We start from the raw sequence: 22930 nt of genomic DNA on the forward strand, positions 1-22930 counted from the left end.
TTGAAAGAATATCTTAAACTTTTAAAAGAAGAGAAAAATTTTCGCCTCTTAAGCATCATTCAGCTTATATGCTATTTTGGCGTATGGTTTTCGCACACAGGTATCTTTACCCTTCTTATCAAGCTTGACGCTCCTGTTTGGGCGATTACGCTAAGTGCAGCGATGGCATTTATCCCAGGTGTTGTCATAGCTCCGTTTAGTGGAATTTTAGTTGATAAATTTAGCCCAAAACCGATGCTTGTCATCATGATGGCAGTTGAGACGATAAGCGTTTTTATGCTTCTTTTTATAGACTCACTTGATTTTTTATGGCTACTTTTACTCATCATTTTTGTTAGAAATGGCACTGGCGGAATGTATTTTCAAGTAGAGATGAGCGTACTGCCAAAAATTTTAAGCAAAGAAAATCTCAAACTCGCAAACGAGATCCACTCTATCATCTGGGCAGTCTCATACACCGCTGGTATGGGGCTAGCTGGAGTTTATATACACTTTTTTGGTATTAAAAGCGCATTTTTGCTTGATGGCATACTATACATTTTTAGCTTTGGATTTTTATATTTTTTAAATTTACAAGGTCTAAAGCCAGAATTTATAGAAAAACCACTAAAAATGCTAAAAAATGGCCTTGTGTATTTAAAAGAAAACAGGCTTATCGTGCATCTTATATTTTTGCACGCCTTTGTTGGTATTACCGCTTATGATGCATTGATCGCACTTTTAGCTGATTACAAATATGCAAATTTACTCTCGACATCGCTAATTATAGGACTATTAAATACCTCAAGGTCCATTTCGCTTATGTTTGCTCCAGCCATACTTAGTAAATTTATAAATAAAAATACGCTTATTTTCGTATATATCGGTCAAGGCCTTGGTATCATTATTTGGGCTTTATCGCTTTGGAATTTTTATCTATCGCTTATTGGTATTATCTTTGCTGGATTTTGTACATCAAGCCTTTGGAGCTACACCTATACAATGCTTCAGCAAAACTGCAAAAAAGAATTTTATGGCCGAGTGATTGCATATAACGATATGATTTTTCTTGGCTTTAGCGCTCTCATTTCATTTATCATTGGTCTGCTTTATGATATTGGACTTAGCGTTGAGATGATTGCAAGTTTTATGGGAAGTCTCTTTTTTGTAGGGGCTTTTTACTATCACATCGTATTAAAAAGCTACAAAATAAGGTGATTAATTTTAAATTAAGTCGCCTAAGCTCAAAAGGCGACTTGGCAAATTTTTATTTTTTTAGATAGTAAGTAGTTCCATTTGAAAAGCGTTTTTCATAAGCTGAAGTGTAAGGAACAAGATCAGCGTGCCCAGCGTAAAGCCTACCATCTGGCTTAAGCAATTTATGAAGCCTCTCAACGCATTTTAATCTAAAATCATCATCAAAATAGATCATCATATTTCTTGAAAGCACAATATCAAATTTTCCTAGATTAAAAATAGCATCATCAAAAACATTTAAAATTTTAAACTCACACCTTGGTAAAATTTCTTTTTTTATCTTAAATTTATCATCGACTTTTGTAAAAAATCTCTCTTTTTGAAAATCGCTTAATCTATGCAAGCTCCTCTCACTAAAAATACCATTTTGACAGCTTGCTATGGCTTCTGAGTTTATGTCTATACCTACGATTGAAATTTCATGCTGTTTAAATCCCATCTCATAAGCAAGCATTGCAAGCGAATATGACTCATCTCCAGTAGAGCAAGGAGCACACAAAATTCTAGCTCCTCCAAGCTCCTTTGCGTAATATATCACATCTTTAAGTTGAGACAACTCTCTATAAAAATAAGTCTCATTTACAGTTACTAGATTTAAAATGTCTTGTCGCAAGCTTGAGTTATATCTTATCATTGAAACAAGATCTTTAAAACTTTTTATCTGGCGATCTCTAATAAAAATGGTAATTCGCTGCAATGTAATATCTCTTTTTGGTTCCAGATCAACTCCGCAAAGAGTTTTGATAACATTCATAAATTCATTAAAACTATCCATATCTTGTGAAGTATTTGTTTGCATTGTTTTTGTATCTTTTGCATCATTAGTTAATAGCATTTAAAAAATCCTCCAGCTCTTTTTTTATCATAGTTAGATTTAATGATTTTAAGCTTTGATTTAGCTCTTTTGCACGTTTTGGCATACCATAAACTATCGCGCTCTCTTCATTTTCAGCTATACATTTTGCTCCAGCCTTATAAAGCTTATCAAGCCCAGATGCACCATCATCTCCGATGCCAGTTAGCAAGATAGCTAGGACATTTGCGCTTTTACAAATTCCAACTCCAGATTTAAACAACACATCAACATTTGGCGTATATATAGTCTTTTCTTCTGTATTTGGTTTTGCACTGATTGGTAAATTTGGTGATACCACTACATTTTGCTCGCAAACATATACGGTATTTTCTTTTAAAATTTTCCTCTCATTTAAAATTTCAACATCCAAGCCACACTCTTTTCCGATTTGCATAGCAAAAGAGTTTATAAACATTTTATTCATGTGCTGGGCTATCACGATGATAGCTCCATTTAGTTTTACGTTTTTTAATAACTTTTTTAAATGCCCAGGCCCGCCAGTAGATGCCCCTATTAATATTAATTTTTGTGCCACAAATAGCCTTTAAAATTTTAATTTAATATTTAGCTTACGCCACTTTTTTGTATATCGTCAATAACCCTGCCACTCTTTATATGCCTTGCTAATTTTTAAGCAAATTTATAGATTATTTCTTTGTGATCTTATACAAAAAGCTAAAAATTTCAGCAACAGCTTTATATAAATTTGGTGGAATTTCTTGATCAACTTCAACCTTGCTTAAAATTTCAATAAGATCAGGATCCTCTTTGATCGGTATATCATGCTCTTTTGCAAGATCAATTATTCTATTTGCTATCTCGCCAGCGCCACTAGCCAGCACTCTTGGAGCATTGTCTTTAGATCTGTTGTAACCAAGAGCTACTGCTTTTTTCTTATTTACTTGCATTAAATTTTCTTATCAAAGCCCACATCAAGGCCGCCAAATTTTTTAAATCTATCATTTAGCTTCACTTTTGACAAAGTCTTGATATTAAAGTTTGAAACTATAAGTCCAAGCTTTGATATTGCTTGTTTTAATTCGCTAGAGTTTGAGAGGATGAGCTCCTTAAACTCATTTGTTTGCGTAGCTACCGAAAGATCAATGTACCTTTTATCAATAAGTCCAACCATCACATTTATCTGTCCAAATTTCTTAAAATTTAGATCGATCTGAGCGTAAAATTTATCCTTTTTGCCTTGCTTAAATGCGATATTTCCACCCTCAACGCCATCCCAAATATAAGGCATATAAGTTTGAATCCCGCCTTGAAGGCTTGATATCATTTGATGCATCTCAATCTGCGAAATCATCTTATTTGCAGCATTTACGCTTTGCGGGTTTTGACTCTTTTCACTGATATTTAAAAGCGTGCTTTTTATATCTTGGCTTAGCACCTTTGAAATTTCGCTGCTATTTTTAGTCGTAATGTTATTTATATCGTTTGTAGCGAGATTTAACTGCTTTAAAAGCGCCTTACTCTCACTTAGCTCATTTTTAGCCAAACTTGCCTTAGCATCAGCAAGACTTAGGCTATGAGCAAGACGTCTCGCCGCACTTTGGAGCTTATCTTGCAAGCTACCATCCTTTGAGACATCGCTCATCTCATTAAACGCTTTTACAAGCCCTGCTTCATCACCTATATTATTTAGCGTTTTTAGATCGTTTTTTATGCTATCAAGGATAGTTTTTAGCTCTTTGTGATTTTGGCTAAAACCAAAATTTTGATTTAGCTTTTCATTTGCTAGGCTTGCGACTTTCTCGCTTAGATTTGAGATAAAATTTTGCATTTTGCCTATTTGATTTTTTACTAGCTCGCCATTTTGATCTTTTGAAAAATTTTTATCTAAAAATTTAACCACATTATCAAGCTTATCAACATCTTTTAAAAGGTTTTTTATGTTTGAGTTATCAAGGATGTTTTTTGCGTCATTACTCGCTTTTTCAAGTATAGAAGCAAGCTTTGAAAAAGAATTTTGATTGTCTAATTTTTCATCATTTAGGGTTAAAATTTGATTTAGTAAATTCTCGCTTGAGAGATTTTTTATATCACTTAGTAGCTTCTGAACCGAGCTTGGAAGCTTCTCTGGACTAAGTGCATCTTTTAAATTTGCTTCAAGCATTACGCCTGAGTTTTTGATCTGTTCATTTAGTGAGCCGGCTTTTAGATCGGCTATTGGTTTTAAAAATTCTTTTAGTTTTAAAGCAAGACTCTTTATCTCAGGGCTTTCATTTTGGGTTGCTTCAGCCTCTAAGCTTTTTGCAAGGTCTGATAGCTCGCCCGCTAAATTTGGAGCGATTTTCGTATCTTTTGCCTGAGATAAAATTTGTTCAGCCTTGCTAAGACTTGAAGCACTTTTTAGATCATCAAGCACTCTTGCAACGAGTTTTCCAACATTATCAAGTGTCTCTGAAATGCTCTGCTCACTAGGCGTTTGTACGCTTGGCTGATTTTTAAAAAGCGAGCCTTCATTTTTACGAACTGGCGCATTTTGAGTAGTATTTTGCCCGGTTTGAACCGAAGTGTTTGATATATTCAAAGAATTTCCTACGTCCATTTTTACTTTTTATTTTTTCTATCGGCAAAATTTCTATTTTGCTCAATAGTAGCGATGCCAGCCGTCCTTGCAACGAGCCTATCGTTATACTCTTTTCTCATGTGCTGTGGTATTGTCTTTTGCGTTAGTGCAAATAAAATAAGCCCAGTAAAAAGTACCAAGTAAACATAGATAAAGCCAAATGCTCCAAAAATTTTCATCGCATAGCTCATAAGAAGCGGCGAGAAAAGCGAAGCCAAAGAGTAGCTAAATAGCAAGGCACGTGCGACTTGCACACTCTTTGTCTTGTCTGTGATCTCGTCATTTGCTCTAGCTAAAGAAAGTCCATATGTGCAAAAAATTCCAGCTCCAAAAAAGAATGAAAGTAGATATTCAATCGTTAAATTTTTGCCATTTAGCAAAAATAAAACCGCGCTTATTAAAGCCACACTACTACAAAGCAAAATTGCTGGCCTTCTGCCATATCTATCAGAAAAACTACCGATAAAAACTTGAGCTAAAAAGCCTCCGATCATCGCAACCGTCATAAAAAATGACGCCTCTTTTGTGCCGTATCCTTGAAGCAAAACAAAAAGGCTTGCCATCGAAAAAAAGCCATTTATTGCTAAGCCTGCAATGAGCGCGCCAACAAGAGCGAGCGGGACGATACCAAAAATTTTTGGGATGTTTATGGGCTGACGCTCTGGGATTTGAGGCTGATTTATACGGATCAAATTTAATGGAATGCTTGAGAGCATGATAAAAGCTGCACTTATGATGAAAATTTCAAAGGTATTAAGATCAAGCGCCAAGATCAAAATGCCAAGTCCAAAACTCGTGTAAAAAACGCCTTCATAAAAGGCAATCACGCGAGATCTTATTTTGTTTGGAATTTTTGCATTTAGCCAGCTTTCTATAACCATTAAAAGTGCGTAATAGCAATATCCCAAAAATGCACGCAAGATCGCCCAGAATACTAAATTTTGATTTACCGCATGAAGCATAGCTGAGACTGCAAAAATGGCTGAAAAGATGGCAAATGCTCTTATGTGGCCAGTAGTTGAGATGACTCTATGAGCCGTAATAGTACTAACAAGTGCGCCCACAAAAAAGCCCGTGTTAATTAATCCAATCTCTAGCTCACCCACTCCATTTTGCTTAAGAAGTGCGCTGCAAGATGCGATGACTAGGCCATTTCCGATAAAAAGCAAACTCATGCCCAAAAATAGCGGCCCCATCGAGCGGATGATCCTAAAGCTACTTGCCATCAGTATCCTTTATGGTATTAAATTTATTCTCCATAAGCCCAAAAATAAATGCGCCAATAGGCATCGGAGCAAGCCCAACTAAAAAGCCAGACACATTTAGTAAATTTTCATTTTTTAAAAAAATAAATCCAAAAAAAAGTATCGCATAAGCCACCAAGCGGTAAGGCATAAAGGCTGCTGCGAAACTCTTATCTTTAAATGAAAATCTCTGCTTTTTTAGCCTTGCTTTTTCTTCTTTTAGGCTAAATTCTTTTGTCTCATTTCGCACCAAATTTTCATCATCTTCATCGTCCTCTTCTTCTATCTTGGCTAAAATTTCATCTCTAGCATTTTCTAGCCGAGAATTTATGCGGTTTTTGTAGGCAAAAAAACTAGCCGTTAAGATAATAAGCGAGGCAAAAAATGAAATTTGTGAGCTTATAAAAAATTGATTTGATATAAATTTGCCAACCACGCTAAGAGCTAGCCAAAGCGCAAAGTAGCAAATAAAAAGCCTGCTAATCGTCCTCGTCATCATCGTCTTTTTTATAGCCCTTATATCTAGTCTCATCCTTTAGCTCATCTAGGCTTTTAACCTGCGCTTTGTAGGCCTTATAGACGTTTAAAATGGCAGCTGCGATACCGATAGCAAAGCCTATCCAAAGAGCTGGCGTAAAATTTGTAGCCTTTTTTACAAAATACCCTAGTCCAGTGCCAAGCAAGATCGCAACTACGATTGAAACGCCAAGACTTAGTTGCTCAGCACCCGCTACGATATCTTTTATCTTAAATTTTGCCATTAGGCTTTTATCTCCAAAAACGCCTCTTTAGCTGCGCTTACCGCTAGATCGATATCAGCTTCGCTCATCGCATCGCAGACAAATCCAGTCTCAAACTGGCTAGGTGCAAGATAAATTCCACGCTTAAGCATCGCTTGGTGAAATTTAGCAAAGAGCTTTGTGTCGCTATTTAGCGCATCATCGTAGTTTTTTACCACGTGATCTGTAAAAAAGTAGCCAAACATCGAGCCACGAACATCAGTTTGGATAGTGATGCCAGCGCTTTTTGCAGCTTCTTTAAAGCCGTCCATTAGTTTTATAGCAAGCTTTTCAAGCCTAGCGTATAAATTTAGATCACTATTTATCTTTGAAATAGCTGCTATGCCGGCACTCATCGCCACTGGATTGCCACTTAGCGTGCCTGCTTGATAGACAGCGCCATCAGGGCTTAGGCAGTCCATGATTTTAGCCTTGCCACCAAATGCAGCGACGTTCATGCCTCCGCCTATAACCTTGCCAAATGTGATGAGATCAGCGTCCACCTCATGAAATGGATATGAGCCAAGGTGTGAGGCTCTAAAGCCACTCATAACCTCATCAAGGATAAGCACAGCGCCAAATTTATCGCAAAGCGCTCTAAGCTCACGTAAGAATTTCTTATCAGCTGGCACAAGCCCCATATTTCCTGCAATTGGCTCGATTATGACGACGCCGATTTTGTCTTTATTGTTTTCAAAGATGGCTTTTACGCTCTCGATATCGTTATAAACTGCTAGATAAGTGTTTTTCACAACATCTTGTGGTACGCCGCTGCTTGAAGCGTTGCCGTATGTCGTAGCGCCACTTCCTGCTTTTATAAGAAGTGCATCGCTGTGTCCGTGATAGCAGCCTTCAAATTTTATTAGTCCATCTTTTTTAGCATATCCTCTAGCCACTCTGATAGCGCTCATGGTAGCCTCTGTTCCAGAGCTAACGAAGCGAATTTTATCTATTTGTTTAAACTCATCACATATTAGCTTTGCTAGAGCTGTCTCTTTTGGCGACGGCGCACCGTATGAGACGCCTTGTTTTACAGCAGAGATGATCGCATCTTCGATATCTTTATCGCAGTGACCAAAGATGAGCGGACCCCAGCTTTGGATGAAGTCAAGGTACTTTTTGCCCTCGACGTCGTATAGATAAGCTCCCTTAGCGTGATCGATCATTACAGGCTCGCCTCCAACGCTACCAAATGCACGAACAGGCGAATTTACACCACCTGGGATATATTTTTTGGCTTCGCTAAATGCCTCTTTATTTGTCATTTTTTATCCTTTTGATTTTGTGTTTTTAGATTTATTTTTTGATTATCTTTTGGGTTTGCAGCTGGTTTTGCTGGCAACTTTGGGGCTTGCGTAGTAGCAGTTTTTGCTGACTCAGCTGGCTTAGCCGTGGTAGTTTTAGCTGGCTCTGCTGGTTTTGTAGCAGGGGCGGCTTTGGTAGATTGCTCTGGCTGTTTTTGTGTCGTATCAGTGGAAACTGGCTTGCTTAAATTTTGCACTTTCGCTGTTTTTGAAGGAGTATTTATCTTATTTGTAATGTATTCATAAAGAATCGTAGTCTCCTCGTCTGTCAAAAAGTAGCTTGGCATGACACCTTTTGGCTTAGTTAAAGCGGCTTTAAAGCTTTCAAATTCTATATCATTTATCTTTGGTGCTCTAAGCTCATCATCAACCGTTTTGTTTGCTTTTTTATCAAAGTGCTTGTATTTAGAGATTAGACTGCCCTCGCCCTTTGTGCCGTGACATTTGTCACATCCTATGCCGCGTGGATTTAGGTAGAGCATCTTGGCATATTCGGTCTTTGTGATAAAATCGGCACCAAAAATCGCCACACAAAAAAGCAAAATCAAAAAAACAGACCGCATAAACCTCTCTTTTAAAAATTTAATTTAATTTTAGGTATGATACCACCCTTGTGATTAAAAAAGCTTTTAAATAAGGATCCAATATGAAAATTTTAGACGGCAAAGCCGTATCTTTAAAGGTCAAAGAAAGCGTAAAAGTAAGAGCTGAAGAACTAAAAAAATTTGGCGTAGAGCCAACCTTAGCTGTTATCTTAGTAGGCGAAGATAAAGCATCTCAAACATACGTTAGAGCAAAAGAAAAAGCCTGCAACGAATACGGCATAAAAAGCGTGGCTCACCGTCTAAGCGAAAATACAACCCAAGCAGAGCTTCTAGCGCTTATAAATGTGCTAAATTTAGACGATAGTATCCATGGAATTTTAGTACAGTTGCCACTTCCAAAACATATAGATACAAATACCGTTTTAGCAACGATCGATCCAGCAAAAGACGTAGATGGCTTTCACGCTGTAAATGTTGGCAAACTTGTCAGTGGCCTTGATGGCTTTGTGCCTTGCACACCGCTTGGCGTGATGGAAATTTTAAAAGAGTATGGTATTGACGTGGCTGGACTAAACGCGGTTGTTATAGGTAGAAGCAACATCGTTGGAAAGCCTATGGCAAATTTGCTTTTAAACGCTTCAGCAACAGTTACGATCACTCACAGTAAGACTAAAAATTTAAAAGAAATTTGCAAAAACGCTGACCTTATAGTCGCAGCCATTGGCAAGCCATTTTTCTTAAAGGCTGACATGGTAAAAGATGGCGCAGTAGTCGTTGATGTGGGCATAAATAGACTTGATGATGGCAGACTTGTAGGTGATGTGGACTTTGATGAAGTCGCACCAAAATGCTCATACATCACGCCGGTTCCTGGAGGCGTAGGTCCGATGACGATTGCGATGCTTTTAAATAACACAATCCTTACAGCCCAAGCTAAGATAGCTAGCCACAAAAGAGCGTAATAATGAAAAAAATTTTTACTAAATTTTATGACTTTTGCTCGAGCTGGACTGGCACGGTCATCATCGTGCTTTTTGTTATATTTTTCATAGCTCAAGCCTTTGTTATCCCGTCTGGCTCGATGAAAAATACGCTTTTGGTTGGTGATTTTTTATTCGCCAAAAAATTTGTTTATGGCATACCAACACCAAGAATTCCGTGGCTTGAGGTAAAAATTTTACCTGAGCTAAATGACAATGGGCATCTTATCACAGGCGATGGTCCGGCAAGAGGCGATATAGTCGTCTTTCGTTATCCAAAAGATGAAAAGACCCACTTTGTAAAACGCTGCTTTGCCACAAGCGAAGATGAGATAGTATTTACCGAAAAAGCCTTGTATTTGCGTCCAAAAGAGGGAGATGATTTTATAAAGGCAAACTGCCGTGAAAATTTAAATGGTAAAGAGAGTAAATTTGGCTACTCATGCAGCGATATAACCGAGCTTGATGGCAAACTTTTCATAAAAGAGCCATATAGATTTAGCGGCATCCACTATGACGAAAATGTAAATTTATTTGAGCAGATGATTTTCATGCTAAATACAAATAAAGATAGTGTTTTTATGAAGCCAGTGCCCATTAGCTCACTACCGCAAAATCCAAATTTTAACCTTAATGCATTTTACGTCAAAGTACCAAAAGATGAATACTTCATGATAGGCGACAACCGCGATCACTCAAATGATAGCCGTTTTTGGGGAAGCGTGGCTTACAAAGATATAGTCGGTCAGCCTTGGTTTATATATTTTAGCTGGGACAAGAACTACAATGTGCGCTGGGAACGTATCGGACGCTTTGTAGATACGATAGAAAATGACGAATTTTTCACTAACAAAGCTCTAAAAGAAGGCGAAGTAGATGGGCTTCATTGATAACATAGACATAGTTAAAGTCGCCACTATCGTCATCTCTTTAATAATCGCCATCGTCGGCCACGAGATCGCTCACGGATATGTCGCTTATAAATTTGGCGACAACACTGCAAAAAGCCTTGGCAGGCTTAGCATAAACCCTATAAAACATATTGACCCAGTTGGCACTATCGTCGTGCCACTGGTGCTTTATCTAAGCACTGGCATGATGTTTGGCTGGGCAAAACCAGTACCTGTAAATACCTACACAGTAGTGCGAAATGGCGGCTACAAGGCAGCTATCTACGTAAGTCTAGCTGGTATCTGCTACAACATCATCTTGGGCGTCTTATCGCTTTTTGTGCTAAAGGCTTTATTAAATATAGAAACCTTTGCGATTTTACTTCAGTTTTTATTTACGCTTGCGCTTTTAAATTTGATGTTAGCCATCTTTAACCTCTATCCGATCCCACCACTTGATGGCTTTCACGCAGTTCAGTACGCACTTAGAAATTTTGGCTTTCATGCACTGGCTGAAAAGCTTGAGGGTATTTCAAGATATGGCTTTGTCATCCTTATCATCATCCTTGTTTCGCCTTTAAAAGATACTATCTTTTATCCAACAAGATACGTTTTAGATATCGCAAGCACATTTATAAACGGCTAAATTTAGAGCAAATTTACTCTAAATTTTTGGCTTTGTGATCTTATAAGAGTACTCTCTTTTAAATTCCTCTTTTGGCGCAAGGCTAAATTTAAGCTCCACCTTGCCATCTTTGCTGATATCTTTTTTATCAAAGCCATTTATCTCGACCTTTATCGCCTCGTCAGCAGATACTGGCACACGCTCGACCAAGGCGACATCGACGCTTTTACCTGAGTTATTTTTGACACTTATCTCATAGCCCTCTTCGCTTATTCGCTCTTTGCCAAGAAGCGAGCTCCTTTTAAATTTATTCAAGCGCTCTTTTTTAAGCTCGATTAGCTCGTTTTGTCCCAAAAATAGCTCAGAGGGCTCATCTTTAGCTTTCATCTCAAACTCGTTTGGACTGCCAACACTCACACCATTAACGTAAAACTGCGTTTTAGCTGGCGTTAGATCATCATTTAGCTTAAAGCTAGCTACGTTATATGCCTTTAGCGAGCCGTAAAAATCAGCAAAAACGCTAAAATTTGCATCCATTTTTTGCGTGTCGTAAGTTATATATTTGCTCTCGCCTTTTGCTAAATTTATCCCATCTATCTTCCAAATTTTGGCAAATTCATTCTCATCTCTTTGCACACGCATATCAGCGACCTCAGCGGTGACTTTTGCAGCCCTTAGCATATTTTTTGAAGTGCCGTAACCATCAGCCTCCGCCTCGCTCTCCTCGTACCAAGGGTAAAACTTGCTTGGAGCAAGCGCTTTTTGATACCTGGTCGGATAAATAGCTAGTTTTAAATTTTTAACTTCACTTGCAAAAGGGTTGGTGAGCAAAATTTCTTGTTTTATCAAGATATTTTTGTTTTTTGTGTCTACATAAATTTCATTTAGCGTCTTTGGGGCCTCATCATCCATATATGAAAGCGTTACCTCTTTTGGTCTGCAAGCAAATTTCATATCAAGCTGCAAAAATCCAGCCATCTCGCTCTTTGGCTCATTTTCTTTAAGCGTTTCAAGCTCGTCTTTGACAGCTGAAATTTTCTCGATATTTTCTAGGCTAAATTTATAAAACTCATCAGCTCTTTTTGTCACATCGTTACTTTTGTTTTCTCCTATCAAAGCTTGCTCTATAAACCTACCTCTTGCTTTTAGTGCCTCAAGCTTGCTACTTAAATTTACAACTTCTTGCTTCCATTTTATGTAACTTGGACTATTTTCTTCACTGATCTTTTTTAGATTAGCATTCACGTCACAATCACCATTTATAGTGATACTATCACTCTGTACGCCCTCTAGCACAAAAGCGCTAAAAGAGCTATTTGCATCGCTAAATTTTTGAGTGATGATGGTTTGATCTGTGTAGATCTCTATCAAATTTTCATTTGCAAAGGCTAGCACTGAAGCCATTAAAAAGAGCGTCTTTTTCATATTTTTCCCTTTTAAGAATTTCACAAATTATAGCCTTTTCTCACATGCAAGCAAAATTTTATTTTAATGCAACTTTCACTATAATCTGCAAAAAATTTATTGGATTTTTCATGAAAATAGATAAAATTTTTATCGCTTGCGATCACGCTGGAGTAGAGCTAAAGGCAGAGCTAAAAGAAGTCATAAAAAAGCTTGGACATGAAGTCATTGACCTTGGCACGAATGACAAAAATAGCGTTGATTACCCTGATTATGCGCATTTGCTAGCAAGCAAGCTTGAGCCTAACTGTTACGGCGTGCTCATTTGTGGCACAGGTATTGGCATCTCAATAGCTGCAAACAGGCATGAAAACGTAAGGTGTGCCCTTTGCCACGACGAATTTACCGCTAGACTTGCGAGAGAACATAACGATGCAAACGTCATTGCTTTTGGCGCAAGGGTTATCGGAGCTGGCGTGGCTACAGCAGCACTTGAAACATTTTTAAAAACAGAGTTTGCAGGCGGCAGACATGAAAGAAGAATCAAAAAAATAGAGCTTAAGGAAGCCAAATGATAGGCGAGTGGATCGTTTTTACCGCTCTTGTTTGTGCTGCGATCTACCTAACTGTTATGGTTTTTTACTTCAAAACGCTTCTAAAAAAAGAGCGTGCGACAAAAGATTTTATGAAAAATAACCTCCAAGACACCGAGGTCGTCATAAGAAAATTTCAGATCCAACTTCAGCGAAGCCTCGGTAACATCGATATCTTGACAGACGAGCTAAACAAAACTAAAAACGACGTGACCTCGCTTCGCACAAGAAATTCCCAGTACCGCTTAGAAAACGACAAGCTAAGACAACGAATTCGTGAGCTTGAAGGCAAAATCGAAGCGCTACTATAACCTCAAATTTAAGGAAATTTATGAAAATTTTAGATCAAAAAGGCAAAGAATTTTTACTAAACTCTATTCGCTGCATAAACGACTTTCCAAAGCCTGGCATAGTCTTTCGCGACATCACGACGCTACTAAATAACAAAGAGGCATTTAACTTTTTGATAGATCATTTGGTGGCTAGATATGAGGACGCAAAGATTGATTACATCGCTGGCATAGAGTCTCGTGGCTTCATCTTTGGCGCGGCGCTTGCAGCTAGACTAAGGCTACCTTTTGTGCCTATTCGCAAGCCAAAAAAACTGCCTTTTATCACGCTTTCTCAAAAATATAGCCTAGAATACGGCGTCGATGAAGTGCAAATTCACATCGATGCTTTTGGAGAAAAAGCGGGCGCTAGAGTGCTTTTGATGGACGATCTCATAGCCACAGGAGGCACCGCAAAGGCTTCAGTTGAGCTTATCAATCAAACTAACGCAACCTGCGTAGAAGCGTGCTTTCTCATAGATCTAGTCGATCTAAAAGGTAGCGAAAAGCTAAAGTCGCTTACTAAAATTTACAGCGTTTTAGAGGTTTAGAATGGAAGAATTTTTTATAGAACTGCTTAAAGAATACGGCTACATCATACTTTTTGTCTGGTGTATCATGGAGGGCGAGATGGCCTTAATAATGGCTGGAATTCTCGCTCACACCACGCACATGCACATCGCGCTTGCTATCTTTGTGGCTGGACTTGGAGGCTTTGTGGGAGATCAAATTTACTTCTACCTTGGCCGTTACAATAAAAAATACATCGCAAAAAGGATTCACACGCAGCGGAGAAAATTTGCAGTGGCGCACATAATGCTGAAAAAATACGGCTGGCCGATCATCTTTTTGCAACGCTATATGTACGGCTTTCGCGTCATCATCCCGCTTTGCATAGGACTTACCGGCTATGATGCTAAAAAATATGCCTTTATAAATTTGATTAGCGCTTGGTGCTGGGCGGCGATCACCACCATACCTGCTTGGATACTTGGTGAGCATATACTAGTACTACTTCAAAAAGCAAAAGAGCACTGGTACGTCGCTATCCCAGTGGTTGCCATATTTATGGGACTTTTGATCTATACATTTAAGCGCATCGAAAATAAAATTTTAAACGAAAGGAGAGATAGAAGACATGCAGTTTCAAATAGTTGATAAAAAATTAAAAGATATAAAAGCTGACATTGAACTAATTTTCGTAGTAGATAAGGAGTTAAAACATAAATTTATAGGCGATAAAGAGGCTATTAAATTTAATAATTACAAAGGCGATAGCGTCCTTGTTCTAAGTGAGGCAAAAAGGGCTTACGTGCCACTTTCTAAGCTTGATCTTGACGAGCTTAGAGTTGGGGCTGCTAAAGCTTATAACGCGTTAAAATCACTAAACATCAAGAGCATAAAGCTAGCTTCTTACGTAGCGCAGTGCCAAAAACTAAGCTTTGAAGCACTTGCTGAGGGCTTTTTGCTTGGAAGCTATGAATTTAACAAATATAAAGAGAAAAAAGAGGAATACACCCTAAAAGAGATCATCTTTTCAACTGAAGAATTTTCTGGCAAAAAGGTCGATCTAAAGGCAGCAAACGAGGGCTTTAAAGAGGCGGAGATAATAGCAAGCGCTACAAATTTCACAAAAGATATCGTAAATGAAATCCCAGAAATTTACACACCGCAAAAGATGGCCGAGGATGCGCAAAATTTAGCCAAAAACATCACAAGCATAAAGTGCGAGGTCTATGACGAGAAATTTCTAGCAAAAGAGAATATGAACGCATTTTTGGCGGTAAATCGCGCAAGCGTGCATAAACCAAGGCTCATCCACCTAACCTATAAGCCTAAAAAGTCTAAAAAACGCATCATCTTTGTTGGCAAAGGCCTAACATACGATAGTGGCGGACTTAGCTTGAAGCCGGCTGATTATATGCTCACTATGAAATCAGACAAAAGCGGCGCAGCAGCAGCACTTGGCATCATAAAAGGTGCAGCAGAGCTAAATTTACCATTTGAAATTCACGCCATTTTGGGCGCAACTGAAAATATGATCGGCGGCAACGCTTACAAACCTGATGACGTGCTTATTTCAAGAAGCGGCGTTAGCATAGAGGTTAGAAACACCGATGCAGAGGGACGTTTGGTGCTGGCTGACTGCCTAAGCTACGCGCAGGACTTTAAGCCAGACATCCTAATCGACATGGCGACCCTAACTGGCGCTTGCGTCGTGGGACTTGGCGAGTACACAACAGGCATCATGGGTAACAGCGAGAGCCTAAAAAATGAATTTAAAAACAAGATAAAAGATAGCGGCGAGCTAGCGACTACACTTGATTTCAACCCTTATCTTAGCGAGCTTATCAAAAGTCAGATCGCAGACGTTAGCAACTGCGCCTCAAGCAGATATGGTGGCGCGATCACAGCTGGCATGTTTTTAGCTAAATTTATCAAAGACGAGTACAAAGATAAATGGCTACACCTCGACATTGCAGGCCCAGCATACCGCGAAAAAGCTTGGGGATACAACCAAGCAGGTGCGAGTGGGGCTGGCGTTAGGATGAATTTATACTTTTTACAAGCACTTAGCAAGGAGAATTGATGGGACTTTCAGTTGGAATCGTAGGCCTACCAAATGTGGGCAAATCAACGACATTTAACGCACTTACAAAGGCGCAAAACGCCGAGAGCGCAAACTATCCATTTTGCACTATCGAGCCAAACAAAGCAATCGTACCAGTACCTGATAAGCGTCTAAATGAGCTTGCAAAGATAGTAAGTCCTAATAAAATTCAATATTCAACTATCGAATTTGTCGATATTGCAGGTCTTGTAAAAGGGGCGAGCTCTGGCGAGGGGCTTGGCAATAAATTTTTATCAAACATCAGAGAAACCGAGCTTATTTTACACATAGTTCGCTGCTTTGAGGATGAAAACATCACCCACGTCGAGGGCAGCGTCGATCCAGTAAGAGACATCGAGATCATCCAAACTGAGCTGATACTAGCTGACATCGAGCAGTTAAATAAAAAGATAGAAAAGCTTACAAGAGAGGCAAAAGCAAACGCAAAAGGTGCTAAAGAGGCGCTTGAGATAGCAAATTTACTCCTTGCTCACCTAAATGAGGGCAAAAGTGCAAGCAGCTTTGAGCAAAGAGATAGCGAGGCGTTTTTAGCACTCAACAAAGAGCTAAGACTTTTAAGCGCCAAAGAGGTAGTTTATGGTGCAAATGTTGATGAAGAAGGACTTAGCGAAGATAATAAATTTGTAAAAGCGCTAAAAGAGTACGCAAAAGCCTCAGATCACGAGGTAATCAAGCTTTGCGCCAAAGTAGAAGAGGAACTAATCGGACTAAGCGACGAGGAGGCTCACGAGTTTTTAGCCTCTCTTGGCACTAGCGAAAGCGGTCTTGAAAAGATCATAAGAACGTCTTTTGCAAAGCTAAATTTGATAAGCTATTTCACCGCTGGCGTCGTGGAAGTAAGGGCTTGGACGATCACAAATGGCTGGAAAGCGCCAAAAGCAGCAAGTGTCATCCACAACGACTTTGAGAGAGGCTTTATCAGAGCTGAAGTGATAAGCTATGATGACTACATCGCACATGGCGGCGAAAACGGAGCCAAAGAGGCTGGCAAGATGAGACTTGAGGGCAAAGACTACATCGTACAAGATGGCGATGTTATGCACTTTAGATTTAATGTTTAATTTTAGCCCTCTTTTGGGCTAAATAGTCAAAAAATATTTAGTCCTTGGGTTGTAAGGTAAATTAAAACTTCCTTATTATAGTTGATAAAAATTCTTTTGAAAAATATACTAAGTTATCTTATATCTTATTAATAATCTTTATTGATACACAAGCTTCTCTATACAAGTAATGGTGTAAATGCTATCAGCTCTGTGATATCAATATGGATTTTATGGGTAAGCCAATTAAATCTTAGGACAAAGTACTAAGTCGAGAGAAATTTCGATAGATAAAATAATGTATTCATCATCTTTTACAAACTTTTAAATCTATAATAATTTTTAAAGACTGTGTAAAACTTACAACCAAAGTCTAAGCAAATAAGACACCGGCCAAGTAGGGTATAAAAATTTTACTTATATGCCTAGCATATTTATTTTATTATTCCGATGGTCTCAGCAAATTTAAGCTCTTTATTTTCAAAGAGATTGTATTCGATCGCATCTTTTTTGCTAAGTATCACGATAGTTGAGCCAAGCTCGAAATTCCCAAGGCGCTCGCCCTTTTTGATATGTAAATTTTCATACTCATAAATTTGCGTGAAATTTGCCATCGCATTTGTCTGGATGCGCTCATCAAAGCAAAATTTCATCTTACCAACGTTTAGCGCGCCCACGAAAACTAGCCAAAGTTTTTTGCCATTTTTCATCTCGCAAAGTAGCGCTACACGCTCGTTTTTGGTATAAAGGCTATCAACCTTGCTAAGCCATTTTACCGCCACACTGTAAAGCTTGCCAGGGATATAAACCGCTTTTTTTATCGTAATATCGCAAGGTGCGTGGTAGTGGTGGTAGTCTTTTGGACTAAGATAGATGTTAGCAAAGTCAAACTCGCCCTCAAGCTCGCCCTGCCCCAAAAGCTCTTTTAACCCGTAATTCATGCCTTTTATACTAAAAGCTTCTAGATCCTTTGTAGTGCCAAAACTAAGGCAGGTGCCGTCAACTGGGCTAATAAATATCTCATCTGCTGCGTCAAATTCTCTTGGCTTTAAGAGCTCTCTGGTAAAAAGTTCGTTTAAATTTTTATACTCATTTGCTGGCTTAAACTCGCTCATGTCAATCTTAAATAGCTTTATATAAAAGGAGTTGATAAGCCCTTGAAGCGGTTTAAAAAAGTTTAATTTTGCTACCTTGCCAAAAATTTGAGAAAATAGATTGTCCTTGTTCATTTTATTCCTTGCTTAAATTTAAAATAGCGATCTCGCTGGGGGCAAATATCCTAACTGGAGGTCCCCAAAACCCTGCGCCGCTACTAACATAAGCCTGCATTTTATCATTAATCTTATAAAGCCCATGTAAAAAACCTTGATCCAGCAAAACTAGGAGACTAAAAGGGAAAATTTGTCCAGCGTGTGTGTGACCGCAAAGCACTAGATCGACATCTTTTTGCATAGTTTTTATAAATTTTGGCTGATGAGAGAGTAAAATGGTCGGCAGATCTGGGTCACATCCTACTAGTGCTTCGTCTAAATTTGGCTCTAAATTTTTAAACCTTATGCCAGCTAGATCATAGACCCCTGCTAAATTTATGCCAGCTATTTTTTCATTTTTATTGCCAAGCACCATAATGCCAAGAGTGCGAATTTTTTCTAGTATTCCATCAACTCCGTGGTAGTATTCGTGATTGCCAGGGACATAAAAGGTGCCATAGGTGCTTTTAAGGTTTTTTAATGGATCTAAAAAATCACCTATAAGCTCAGCTCTCATATCAACCAAGTCGCCAACTATCACAACCAGATCTGGCCTAGCCAAATTTGTCTCTTTCACAAGCTCAGCCATGAAATCCTTTTGCAAAAACTCACCAATATGTACATCAGTTATCATGGCGATCTTTAGGTTGTTTTGTAAATTTTTGATCTTTATATCGACCTGTCTGATCTTTGGCGGAGTAAGTGCATTAAAAATTCCTTTCAAAAAGCAAGCAACTATAAAAATAATAAATGTCACATCAAAGCAAAATTTAATAAATTTTCGTCTTGTAGGACTAAAACGAGCCTTTGAACAAATGGATCTAACAAGATCATAAAATAAACTAACACCAAATAAAAATAGCGAAAAACCAATGAGCGTCCCTGCTATCAAATAAAGCTCTATATTTAAAAAAGAAAATCTTAATTGAAGAACGAAGACAAACTCAAGCGCACAAATGACATAGAAAAATATACGAATTTTTTTAAGGTGCGGAGTAAAAAACGATACCTTTTTGATAAAACGCTTGTATGAGTATAAATTTGTAAAAATACTAAAGATAAATGCCCCAATAATGATTCTAAAAAGTCCCAAAATATCTCCTTTAAAACAAAGGATTATATTTTATATTTTTAAATTTGCATTATAAATTTTATTAGCTATTTAGAACAATTTGCGGTGCCATATAGTATGATTTTATAATTTAAATTTACAAAAATAGTTGTTAAAAGGTGTTTGTTTTAGGACAATAGCTAAAAGATAAAATTTTGGAATTTAAAAATAAAAAGGTGGGAGAGTTCCCACCTTTATAAAGAATTATTTAACTTTACCAGTCTCAATTCTTTGTTTATAGATCTCACGAAGTTTTCTAATGTCGTTCTTAACTTCAAATACTCCATGCCAGTGTGAATAGTCAGGACCACCCATTAGAGCACCTTGTCTCATACGGCGACCTTCGTGGTGCCACATATGATAGTAAACATCTTGGAATTCATCTTCCCAAGCGTCTGCGAGTAGTAAGTTTTTAGCTTTCAACTCTTCAAGCATCTTAGTTGCTTCAGCATTGTAAACGTTATAAAGCTCTACTTGCTTATCACCCATAATGAAGAAGTTATCTGTATGAGTTGATGTATGGCAAGCTTTACAAACTAGCTTCATCTCAGCTCTTGCTGCTTCTGGTCCATTTGGATGACCTGCAAGTGGCGTTCCTATGGTTAGTTTGCCAGTTTTTTCGTAAACAACAGCAGCTTGTTCATCACCAGCTGTTCTTAGCTTACTGCTGACGCCCCATAGGTTCCATTTTAGTCTTCTTGAAACATTGTGAGTTGTTGTTGTTTCACCAACACCACTCATGTGGCAAGCTGCACAAGTTGGAGCTCTAAAGTCTGGTACATCCCATGTATCAGGAGCAGCATCAAAATTCCATTTGTGAGCTTCGCTATTATAGATATGTCCGTGCATTGAGTTGTTAAAGATCTCAATATCTGGGTGATCAGGTCCAAGGTGGCAAGATGCACAAGCAGCTGGTTTTCTAGCTTCAGCTATGCTAAATGTGTGTGCGCTGTGGCATGATTTACATCCGCCTACGCCACCATCAGGATAAACATTACCTATACCGTAGTTTGGCCAAGTCTCTTTTGTAGGTTTGTGATCAGCGTCTAGTTTGATGACGGTTCCGTGGCACTGTGTACAACCAGTAGCGTCTGGAGCCATTTTGTATTCTGGATGATCCATACCTTCATAGTGATACATTAGTTTTACCATCGCAGGGTTAGCATACATTTGCATAGCACCTCTTGCGTGACCACTCTTAACAAATTCTTCAACCTCATTCTCGTGGCACTTAGCACAAGTTTTTGGGCTAACTAGCATTGATACGTGGTTGTTAGAATCTTTTGGATGCACCTTAACTGAAGCCATAGGATTATCTGCATTTACAGAGTGGCAATCCATACAACTTACGCCAACGTGAGCGTGGCGACTATTTTTCCAATCGGCAACTATGCCGGGTGTCTCTTTAGCATGGCACTCAACACAGCTTTTTGATAAGTCTGACATTTTGTGAGCAACTTTAATATTTTTTACAACATTAAGGTTTAAAGCGTCAGATTTATTTGCATCCATGTTTGCGGCAACGCCAAAAGACATTAGACAGGCTAATAACATTAGCGACTTTTTAAACATCTTTCCTCCTTATTTGGTTTTATTGTTCTCTTGTTTTTTTATTGCTTCAAATTTATCGATTTGTAGTCCTAAATTCTTGTGACCAACGTGCTCGTGGCAGTCAACACATGATTTTTTATTAGGATTTCCAAGAACGAAATAATCTCTATGTGGCAAGAATGATTTACCAGCTTGAATAACATTTTTTAAATTTGAGTGGCAAGTTAAACATCCACTATCATAGACAAAGTGAGATGCATGCTCGCGTTTTTTGCGCCAGTCGATCTTGTCCGTATCTGTAAAAAATGTCTTATAACCATCATTTATCGATACTTTAAGTTTTGTAAGTACATAGGTATAGGCACTTGTATGATTTAGGTGACAGGCTGAACATTCAGCTTTTATGCCAAGCTTGTTATTGCCACCGTGTACATCTTCATGATATGCAGCATTCATAGGATCCATAGTGTGGCAAATGGTACAGATGTAGCCGCTACCAGTTGCATGAAGTGCATCAGCAATACCCATAGACGCAATAAGTCCGATCACAATGCCGATAATAACAGATGACCAAACAAAAAATTTCTTCTTAACTTCAGCCAAAATCTCCTCCTGAATTTATCAATATATCGTAAATTTTTACGAAAATTTTAAGTGAATGTTATCTAAAAAAATATAAATTTTTTCTTTAAGTAAATAAAAATATTTATTTGATATTAACTTTCAATAAGAATAAATTTCTTGCAGTCCACCCACATCTTTTTCCAAAATTTGGTTCTTTTCATCAAGTTTAACTAAACCATTTGTTTTAAATTTATTTAAAATTCTCGAAAAAGTTTCTGGAGTCATATTAAGTATTGATGAAATTTTTGTGTGTTTTAGCTCGTTAAATAAATCTTCATGATCTAAAATAAACTTAGCCACTTTTTCTTCTGAGCTTAAAATTAACTCTTGATGAAGTAGATTTGTTGTGATTCTTATCTTTTCGGACATTGATTTTAAAAATTTCATACAAATTTCTGGTTTTATTAAAAATTCAGCCGCGAATTTTTCATAATTTATCTTTAACACCTCGCCAGATATGGTAAAAATGGCACTAGCTGGGTAGACAATATTTTCAAAATTTACGACTTCAGCTACAAAATTCATAGGTGCTAACTGATGAATAAAAATTTCTTTTCCGTTTGCCGTGGTTTTATAAAGCTTAACAGAGCCACTTATTAAAAATATTAACCATTTTGGCTCCTCACCTTCCATAAATAAAAATTCACCCTTTTTATACTTTTTTACGACACTTATGGCTTCAAGTTTGGCTAAATCTTCTTCGTTTAAGCCTTGAAAAAATGGGATTTTCTCTATCATATTTTCACTCGCCTTTTTGAAATAAAAAATATTTTAGCATATAAAAATAAGATAAATTTTAATAGATTTTCAAAGGGAATTTTCCCTTTGAATTGTATGAAATTATTTTTTAAGTAGATCTCTAATCTCAGTTAAAAGTGCAATGTCGGCTGGAGTTTCAGGCTCTGCTGGAGCTGGCTCTTCTTTTGGTAATTTATTTTTAAGTGTATTTAAAGCCTTGATGACGCAGAAAATACAAAATGCAATTATTAAAAAATCAACCATTGTTTGTATAAATGAGCCATAATTTATCGTAACGGCAGGTGCTCCATCCACCGCTTCTTTTAGTGTAAGCTTAAGATCAGTAAAATTTACACCGCCAGTTAAAACGCCAACAACAGGCATGATAACATCACCAACTAGTGATGAAACGATCTTTCCAAACGCACCACCTATAACAACACCAACTGCCATATCTATGACATTTCCGCGCATCGCAAATTCTTTAAATTCGCTTATAAAACTCATTGTTTCTCCTAAAAATGTTAAATTTTTGTTCGGATTTTATTCAAGAAATGCTTTGCTTCGGCTAAAAAAATCAAATTACATAACTTTAAATTTATCAAGCTGGTGTTATAATCC

25 protein-coding genes and 1 pseudogene are annotated in these 22930 nt (G+C 37.8%); 10 read left to right on the top strand and 16 right to left on the bottom strand.

The window, feature by feature from the left end; genetic code table 11:
* Positions 1–1197 carry an MFS transporter gene (locus tag CVS97_RS03345; protein WP_072594807.1) on the top strand — a complete coding sequence of 399 codons (1197 nt, stop codon included), beginning with the start codon at positions 1–3 and terminating at the stop codon, positions 1195–1197.
* A gap of 49 nt (positions 1198–1246) precedes the next feature.
* Here the strand turns inward: CVS97_RS03345 and CVS97_RS03350 are convergent, their stop codons facing one another.
* From CVS97_RS03350 to CVS97_RS09305, 9 genes and pseudogenes are all read right to left on the bottom strand, one after another.
* Complete coding sequence (locus CVS97_RS03350) at positions 1247–2071, bottom strand: CheR family methyltransferase (RefSeq protein WP_107785063.1); 825 nt, start codon at positions 2069–2071, stop codon at positions 1247–1249.
* Positions 2058–2627, bottom strand: a complete 570-nt coding sequence (locus CVS97_RS03355; RefSeq protein WP_021090732.1) for a CheB methylesterase domain-containing protein — start codon at positions 2625–2627, stop codon at positions 2058–2060. The genes CVS97_RS03350 and CVS97_RS03355 overlap by 14 nt, the downstream gene beginning before the upstream one ends.
* A gap of 112 nt (positions 2628–2739) precedes the next feature.
* Complete coding sequence (locus CVS97_RS03360; RefSeq protein ID WP_021090972.1) at positions 2740–3000, bottom strand: FlhB-like flagellar biosynthesis protein; 261 nt, start codon at positions 2998–3000, stop codon at positions 2740–2742.
* The gene (locus CVS97_RS03365; protein WP_199905982.1) at positions 3000–4631 is read right to left on the bottom strand and encodes a flagellar hook-length control protein FliK; all 1632 of its coding nucleotides are present in this window, start codon (positions 4629–4631) and stop codon (positions 3000–3002) included. The genes CVS97_RS03360 and CVS97_RS03365 overlap by 1 nt, the downstream gene beginning before the upstream one ends.
* A gap of 20 nt (positions 4632–4651) precedes the next feature.
* A complete protein-coding gene (locus CVS97_RS03370; RefSeq protein WP_107785065.1) occupies positions 4652–5896 on the bottom strand; it encodes an MFS transporter in 1245 nt (414 codons plus the stop codon).
* A complete protein-coding gene (locus tag CVS97_RS03375) occupies positions 5886–6446 on the bottom strand; it encodes a hypothetical protein (protein ID WP_234401428.1) in 561 nt (186 codons plus the stop codon). The genes CVS97_RS03370 and CVS97_RS03375 overlap by 11 nt, the downstream gene beginning before the upstream one ends.
* Positions 6394–6675, bottom strand: coding sequence for an AtpZ/AtpI family protein (locus CVS97_RS03380; RefSeq protein WP_103582531.1), 282 nt, complete (start codon positions 6673–6675; stop codon positions 6394–6396). The genes CVS97_RS03375 and CVS97_RS03380 overlap by 53 nt, the downstream gene beginning before the upstream one ends.
* Complete coding sequence (gene hemL / locus CVS97_RS03385) at positions 6675–7958, bottom strand: glutamate-1-semialdehyde 2,1-aminomutase (protein ID WP_107785067.1); 1284 nt, start codon at positions 7956–7958, stop codon at positions 6675–6677. The genes CVS97_RS03380 and hemL overlap by 1 nt, the downstream gene beginning before the upstream one ends.
* Positions 7959–8224: 266 nt before the next feature.
* Positions 8225–8560: pseudogene (locus CVS97_RS09305) on the bottom strand (c-type cytochrome); the annotation flags it as partial.
* Between the two features lie 83 nt (positions 8561–8643).
* On the opposite strand from CVS97_RS09305, the gene folD reads away from it, so the two are divergent.
* The 3 genes from folD to CVS97_RS03405 are packed head-to-tail and all read left to right on the top strand — an operon-like array spanning position 8644 to position 11058.
* The gene (gene folD / locus CVS97_RS03395) at positions 8644–9504 is read left to right on the top strand and encodes a bifunctional methylenetetrahydrofolate dehydrogenase/methenyltetrahydrofolate cyclohydrolase FolD (protein WP_107785069.1); all 861 of its coding nucleotides are present in this window, start codon (positions 8644–8646) and stop codon (positions 9502–9504) included.
* Positions 9505–9506: 2 nt separating this feature from the next.
* Positions 9507–10412 (top strand): signal peptidase I, encoded by a 906-nt coding sequence (gene lepB / locus CVS97_RS03400; protein ID WP_107785070.1) that lies wholly within the window; start codon positions 9507–9509, stop codon positions 10410–10412.
* On the top strand, positions 10399–11058 hold the full coding sequence (locus tag CVS97_RS03405) for a site-2 protease family protein (protein WP_107785071.1): 660 nt from the start codon (positions 10399–10401) through the stop codon (positions 11056–11058). The genes lepB and CVS97_RS03405 overlap by 14 nt, the downstream gene beginning before the upstream one ends.
* A gap of 18 nt (positions 11059–11076) precedes the next feature.
* Here CVS97_RS03405 and CVS97_RS03410 read toward each other — a convergent pair whose 3' ends face one another.
* Positions 11077–12462, bottom strand: a complete 1386-nt coding sequence (locus CVS97_RS03410; RefSeq protein WP_107785072.1) for a DUF4139 domain-containing protein — start codon at positions 12460–12462, stop codon at positions 11077–11079.
* A 110-nt stretch (positions 12463–12572) separates the two neighbouring features.
* Between CVS97_RS03410 and rpiB the strand changes: the two genes are divergently transcribed.
* Genes rpiB through ychF form a run of 6 tightly spaced genes read left to right on the top strand, consistent with a single transcriptional unit; the run spans position 12573 to position 17056 of the window.
* Positions 12573–13016, top strand: a complete 444-nt coding sequence (rpiB, locus tag CVS97_RS03415; RefSeq protein WP_107785203.1) for a ribose 5-phosphate isomerase B — start codon at positions 12573–12575, stop codon at positions 13014–13016.
* Complete coding sequence (locus tag CVS97_RS03420; RefSeq protein ID WP_002939538.1) at positions 13013–13345, top strand: hypothetical protein; 333 nt, start codon at positions 13013–13015, stop codon at positions 13343–13345. Before rpiB ends, CVS97_RS03420 begins: the two co-directional genes overlap by 4 nt.
* A 20-nt stretch (positions 13346–13365) precedes the next feature.
* A complete protein-coding gene (apt, locus tag CVS97_RS03425) occupies positions 13366–13914 on the top strand; it encodes an adenine phosphoribosyltransferase (RefSeq protein ID WP_087581040.1) in 549 nt (182 codons plus the stop codon).
* Between the two features lies 1 nt (position 13915).
* Positions 13916–14521, top strand: coding sequence for a DedA family protein (locus CVS97_RS03430; RefSeq protein ID WP_107785073.1), 606 nt, complete (start codon positions 13916–13918; stop codon positions 14519–14521).
* The gene (locus CVS97_RS03435; RefSeq protein ID WP_107785074.1) at positions 14502–15953 is read left to right on the top strand and encodes a leucyl aminopeptidase; all 1452 of its coding nucleotides are present in this window, start codon (positions 14502–14504) and stop codon (positions 15951–15953) included. The genes CVS97_RS03430 and CVS97_RS03435 overlap by 20 nt, the downstream gene beginning before the upstream one ends.
* Positions 15953–17056, top strand: coding sequence for a redox-regulated ATPase YchF (gene ychF / locus CVS97_RS03440; protein ID WP_107785075.1), 1104 nt, complete (start codon positions 15953–15955; stop codon positions 17054–17056). The genes CVS97_RS03435 and ychF overlap by 1 nt, the downstream gene beginning before the upstream one ends.
* Before the next feature lie 413 nt (positions 17057–17469).
* On the opposite strand, the gene CVS97_RS03445 is transcribed toward ychF, so the two are convergent.
* The 6 genes from CVS97_RS03445 to mscL form a co-directional block, all read right to left on the bottom strand.
* Entirely contained in the window at positions 17470–18264 is a 795-nt protein-coding gene (locus CVS97_RS03445) for a phosphatidylserine decarboxylase (protein ID WP_107785076.1), read from the bottom strand.
* A gap of 1 nt (position 18265) precedes the next feature.
* Positions 18266–19378, bottom strand: coding sequence for a metallophosphoesterase (locus tag CVS97_RS03450; RefSeq protein ID WP_107785077.1), 1113 nt, complete (start codon positions 19376–19378; stop codon positions 18266–18268).
* 222 nt (positions 19379–19600) lie between these two features.
* A complete protein-coding gene (locus tag CVS97_RS03455; RefSeq protein ID WP_107785078.1) occupies positions 19601–20968 on the bottom strand; it encodes a multiheme c-type cytochrome in 1368 nt (455 codons plus the stop codon).
* 9 nt (positions 20969–20977) lie between these two features.
* Positions 20978–21550, bottom strand: coding sequence for a cytochrome c3 family protein (locus CVS97_RS03460; protein ID WP_009294580.1), 573 nt, complete (start codon positions 21548–21550; stop codon positions 20978–20980).
* Positions 21551–21670: 120 nt separating this feature from the next.
* Positions 21671–22309, bottom strand: a complete 639-nt coding sequence (locus CVS97_RS03465) for a Crp/Fnr family transcriptional regulator (RefSeq protein WP_107698069.1) — start codon at positions 22307–22309, stop codon at positions 21671–21673.
* Positions 22310–22411: 102 nt separating this feature from the next.
* On the bottom strand, positions 22412–22816 hold the full coding sequence (gene mscL / locus CVS97_RS03470) for a large-conductance mechanosensitive channel protein MscL (protein WP_054196324.1): 405 nt from the start codon (positions 22814–22816) through the stop codon (positions 22412–22414).
* Between the last annotated feature and the right edge of the window lie 114 nt (positions 22817–22930).

Origin of the sequence: Campylobacter concisus, from assembly GCF_003049735.1 — a bacterium.
In the GTDB taxonomy this organism is placed as follows: Bacteria; Campylobacterota; Campylobacteria; order Campylobacterales; family Campylobacteraceae; genus Campylobacter_A; species Campylobacter_A concisus_AN.

Bases quoted from the DNA above. Each gene is read 5' to 3' on its own strand.
- CVS97_RS03350 (WP_107785063.1), bottom strand. From the start codon at position 2,071: ATGCTATTAACTAATGATGCAAAAGATACAAAAACAATGCAAACAAAT.
- CVS97_RS03360 (WP_021090972.1), bottom strand. From the start codon at position 3,000: ATGCAAGTAAATAAGAAAAAAGCAGTAGCTCTTGGTTACAACAGATCT.
- CVS97_RS03370 (WP_107785065.1), bottom strand. From the start codon at position 5,896: ATGGCAAGTAGCTTTAGGATCATCCGCTCGATGGGGCCGCTATTTTTG.
- CVS97_RS03375 (WP_234401428.1), bottom strand. From the start codon at position 6,446: ATGAGACTAGATATAAGGGCTATAAAAAAGACGATGATGACGAGGACG.
- CVS97_RS03380 (WP_103582531.1), bottom strand. From the start codon at position 6,675: ATGGCAAAATTTAAGATAAAAGATATCGTAGCGGGTGCTGAGCAACTA.
- hemL (WP_107785067.1), bottom strand. From the start codon at position 7,958: ATGACAAATAAAGAGGCATTTAGCGAAGCCAAAAAATATATCCCAGGT.
- folD (WP_107785069.1), top strand. From the start codon at position 8,644: ATGAAAATTTTAGACGGCAAAGCCGTATCTTTAAAGGTCAAAGAAAGC.
- lepB (WP_107785070.1), top strand. From the start codon at position 9,507: ATGAAAAAAATTTTTACTAAATTTTATGACTTTTGCTCGAGCTGGACT.
- CVS97_RS03405 (WP_107785071.1), top strand. From the start codon at position 10,399: ATGGGCTTCATTGATAACATAGACATAGTTAAAGTCGCCACTATCGTC.
- CVS97_RS03410 (WP_107785072.1), bottom strand. From the start codon at position 12,462: ATGAAAAAGACGCTCTTTTTAATGGCTTCAGTGCTAGCCTTTGCAAAT.
- rpiB (WP_107785203.1), top strand. From the start codon at position 12,573: ATGAAAATAGATAAAATTTTTATCGCTTGCGATCACGCTGGAGTAGAG.
- CVS97_RS03420 (WP_002939538.1), top strand. From the start codon at position 13,013: ATGATAGGCGAGTGGATCGTTTTTACCGCTCTTGTTTGTGCTGCGATC.
- apt (WP_087581040.1), top strand. From the start codon at position 13,366: ATGAAAATTTTAGATCAAAAAGGCAAAGAATTTTTACTAAACTCTATT.
- CVS97_RS03430 (WP_107785073.1), top strand. From the start codon at position 13,916: ATGGAAGAATTTTTTATAGAACTGCTTAAAGAATACGGCTACATCATA.
- CVS97_RS03435 (WP_107785074.1), top strand. From the start codon at position 14,502: ATGCAGTTTCAAATAGTTGATAAAAAATTAAAAGATATAAAAGCTGAC.
- ychF (WP_107785075.1), top strand. From the start codon at position 15,953: ATGGGACTTTCAGTTGGAATCGTAGGCCTACCAAATGTGGGCAAATCA.
- CVS97_RS03445 (WP_107785076.1), bottom strand. From the start codon at position 18,264: ATGAACAAGGACAATCTATTTTCTCAAATTTTTGGCAAGGTAGCAAAA.
- CVS97_RS03455 (WP_107785078.1), bottom strand. From the start codon at position 20,968: ATGTTTAAAAAGTCGCTAATGTTATTAGCCTGTCTAATGTCTTTTGGC.
- CVS97_RS03465 (WP_107698069.1), bottom strand. From the start codon at position 22,309: ATGATAGAGAAAATCCCATTTTTTCAAGGCTTAAACGAAGAAGATTTA.
- mscL (WP_054196324.1), bottom strand. From the start codon at position 22,816: ATGAGTTTTATAAGCGAATTTAAAGAATTTGCGATGCGCGGAAATGTC.